Origin of the sequence: uncultured Leptotrichia sp. (assembly GCF_938036635.1) — a bacterium.
Taxonomy (GTDB): Bacteria; Fusobacteriota; Fusobacteriia; order Fusobacteriales; family Leptotrichiaceae; genus Leptotrichia; species Leptotrichia hongkongensis.
The window spans coordinates 1-3,676 of sequence record NZ_CALHQO010000531.1 but is presented as its reverse complement, the minus strand read 5'-3'; the positions used below and the strand labels follow the sequence as shown (position 1 = coordinate 3,676).

General features: G+C 36.2%; 1 protein-coding gene. It reads left to right on the top strand.

The window, feature by feature from the left end; genetic code table 11:
* Positions 1 to 61 precede the first annotated feature (61 nt).
* Entirely contained in the window at positions 62 to 3,631 is a 3,570-nt protein-coding gene (gene nifJ / locus Q0370_RS10595) for a pyruvate:ferredoxin (flavodoxin) oxidoreductase (RefSeq protein WP_299575512.1), read from the top strand.
* Positions 3,632 to 3,676 lie beyond the last annotated feature (45 nt).

The following is a 3,676-nucleotide window of genomic DNA, read 5'->3' as shown; positions in this document are numbered from 1 at the left end:
AGAATTTTATAAATGCAAGTTAAGTAAAGAAATTATAAAATTCTTTAATTTGGAGGGAAAAATGACAAAAAATATGAAAACTATGGATGGTAACCAAGCTGCAGCTCACATAGCTTACGCATTTACGGAAGTTGCTGGAATTTATCCGATTACTCCGTCATCAACTATGTCAGAGCTTGTAGACCAATGGGCATCATACGGAAAGGAAAATTTATTTGGAATGCCAGTAAAGGTTGTGGAAATGCAATCAGAGGCTGGAGCTGCAGGAATTGTACACGGATCGTTGCAAACTGGGGCTTTGACCACGACGTTTACTGCTTCTCAAGGATTACTATTAAAAATACCTAATATGTATAAAATAGCCGGGGAATTGCTTCCAGGTGTAATGCACGTGGCTGCAAGGGCTATTTCTGCACAGGCGTTATCAATATTTGGAGATCATCAGGATATTTATTCTGCTAGAATGACAGGATGGACTATGCTTGCGACAAGTTCGGTTCAGGAAGTTATGGATTTGGCTGGAATTGCACATTTAACAGCAATTAAGTCGAGAGTGCCAGTAATGCATTTTTTTGATGGATTTAGGACTTCGCATGAGATAAATAAAATAGAGGTTATGGATTATGAGTTTCTTGAAAGCCTGCTTGATAAAAAAGCTGTTCAGGAATTTAGAGAAAGAGCATTAAATCCAGAAAATCCTATAACAAGGGGAACAGCTCAGAATGACGATATTTATTTTCAGGCAAGAGAAGCCCAAAATAAATTTTATGAAGCTGTACCTGATATTGTAAATGACTATATGAAAAAAATTAGCGAAAAGACAGGACGGAACTATGCACCTTTTGTTTATTATGGATCAGAAACTGCTGAAAGAGTTATTATTGCAATGGGGTCTGTAAATGAAACAATAAAGGAAGTTGTGGATTATCTGAATAAAAATGGGGAAAATGTAGGTGTACTGAATGTTCATTTGTATCGTCCTTTCTCCAGCAAGTATTTTTTTGATGCAATGCCAAAAAGCGTGAAAAAGATTGCTGTACTTGACAGGACAAAAGAGCCTGGAGCATTGGGTGAGCCATTATATATGGATGTAAAGGCACTTTATTATGGACGTGAAAATGCACCTGAAATTGTCGGTGGAAGATATGGACTGTCATCAAAGGATACAACGCCAGAACAAGTTATAGCAGTGTTCAAGAATATTGCACAAAAAGAGCCTAAAAATAATTTTACGATTGGAATTATTGACGATGTAACATTTACATCTCTTGCACTTGAAGATGAAGTGTTTACAGGAAATGAAGATGTAAAAGAATGCCTGTTCTTTGGGCTTGGTTCAGATGGAACAGTTGGAGCAAATAAAAATTCAATAAAAATTATTGGAGATAAGACAGATTTGTATGCACAGGGATATTTTGCATACGATTCCAAAAAAGCTGGAGGAGTGACAAGATCTCATTTGAGATTCAGTAAAAATCCAATTCGCTCAACTTACTTAGTTACAAGACCTAATTTTGTAGCCTGTTCGGCACCTGCATATCTTGGGAAATATGACATGATTTCTGGATTGAAAGAAGGAGGAATATTCCTCTTAAATACAATCTGGGAAAAGGAGAAATTGATTCCAAGTATTCCAAATGAGATAAAAAGGGAACTGGCTAGAAAAAAGATCAAATTTTTCATTATAAATGCTACAAAATTAGCTAAAGAAATTGGATTAGGAAATAGGACAAATACAATTATGCAATCAGCCTTTTTCTATCTTTCAGAAGTAATTCCTCACGAAGAAGCAAAGGAATACATGAAAGAGTATGCAGAAAAAAGTTACGGAAGAAAAGGACAAGATATTGTTCAACAAAACTGGAATGCTATTGACAGAGGAATTGACGGACTGGAAGAAGTTGAAGTATTGCCAGAATGGGCAGATCTTGAAGTCAATGAACAAATTATTGAAGCTGCAAAACCTGAATTTATCAAAAAAATTGCAGATCCGATTAATCTTATGAAAGGTAACGAATTGCCAGTTTCTTCAATTATAGAAAATGGAATGGTTGACGGAAGCTTCCAGCATGGAACAGCACATTATGAAAAAAGAGGAATCGCTGATGAAGTGCCGGAATGGCAGCCAGACATGTGTATCCAATGTAATCAATGTGCGTATGTATGTCCTCACGCTGTAATACGTCCGTTTCTGCTTGATGAAGAAGAAATGAAAAAGGCACCAGAAGGAATGCCTACAATAAAAGCTCTTGGTAGAGGAATGGATGGACTTGAGTATAAGATTCAGGTATCGCCTTTGGACTGTACAGGATGTAGTGCCTGTGTAGATGTTTGTCCTGCACCGCGTGGAAAAGCCATTGTTATGAAATCTACTCAGTCTCAAATTGAAAGAAATGAAATTGAATACACAGATTACTTATTTAACAATGTTTCATACAAAGATAAGATTTTAGGAAAAAATACTGTAAAAGGCTCACAATTTGCAAAACCTCTATTTGAATTTTCTGGAGCGTGTGCAGGTTGTGGAGAAACACCTTATATCAAATTGGTAACACAGTTATTTGGAGAACGTATGATTGTGGCAAATGCTACAGGATGTTCTTCAATTTATGGAGCTTCTGCACCATCTTCACCTTATACGACTGCTGAAAGTGGCTGTGGGCCTGCATGGGCTTCTTCACTATTTGAAGATAATGCTGAATATGGGTATGGAATGTTTCAGGCTGTAAATACAATTCGGTTAAGAATTTTGAAAAGAATGGAAGAAATAAAGGCGGATGTTTCAACAGAACTTTCTGATTTATTTACTTTGTTTGCAGATAACTTTTATGATGGAGACAAGACTACGGAAATACGTGATGAACTAGTAGCTTTGATGGAAAAGGAAAATTCTGAGAATCCAAATGAGAAAGTAAAAAGTAACATAACTGAAATATTGGAACTAAAACAATATCTAATCAAAAAATCTATCTGGATGTTTGGAGGAGATGGATGGGCTTACGATATTGGATTTGGCGGGCTTGATCATGTATTAGCTTCTGGAGATGATGTCAATATGCTTGTACTTGACACTGAAGTTTACTCAAATACAGGAGGACAGGCTTCAAAAGCATCAAAAGCAGGAGCAGTAGCAAAATTTTCTGCTTCTGGAAAGCCAACTAAGAAAAAGGATTTGGCTGCAATACTTATGACTTATGGAAATATCTATGTAGCAAAAGTTTCAATGGGTGCAAATCAAAATCAGACACTAAAAGCAATAAGAGAAGCAGAGTCTTATCCAGGACCATCAATAATAATTGCTTATTCACCTTGTATAGAGCATGGAATAAAAGCTGGTATGGGTAAATTCCAGACAGAAGAAAAACTTGCAACAGAAGTAGGATACTGGCCAATTTTCAGATATGATCCAAGACTTGCTGAAAAAGGGAAAAATCCACTGCAGTTAGATACACGAAATCCTGCTTGGGACAAATACGAAGATTTCCTGCTAGGAGAACGAAGATATGCAACTCTAGCCGCAGAATTTCCTGAAAAAGCCAAAGAATTGCTTGAAGCAAACTTAAAGAATGCCAAAGACAACTGGAACTACTATAAACGAATGGCAGCAATGGATTATTCAACAGAAGAATAAAATTAAATTAAAATAAAATTTATTTTTCATAAAAAGAAATTCCCC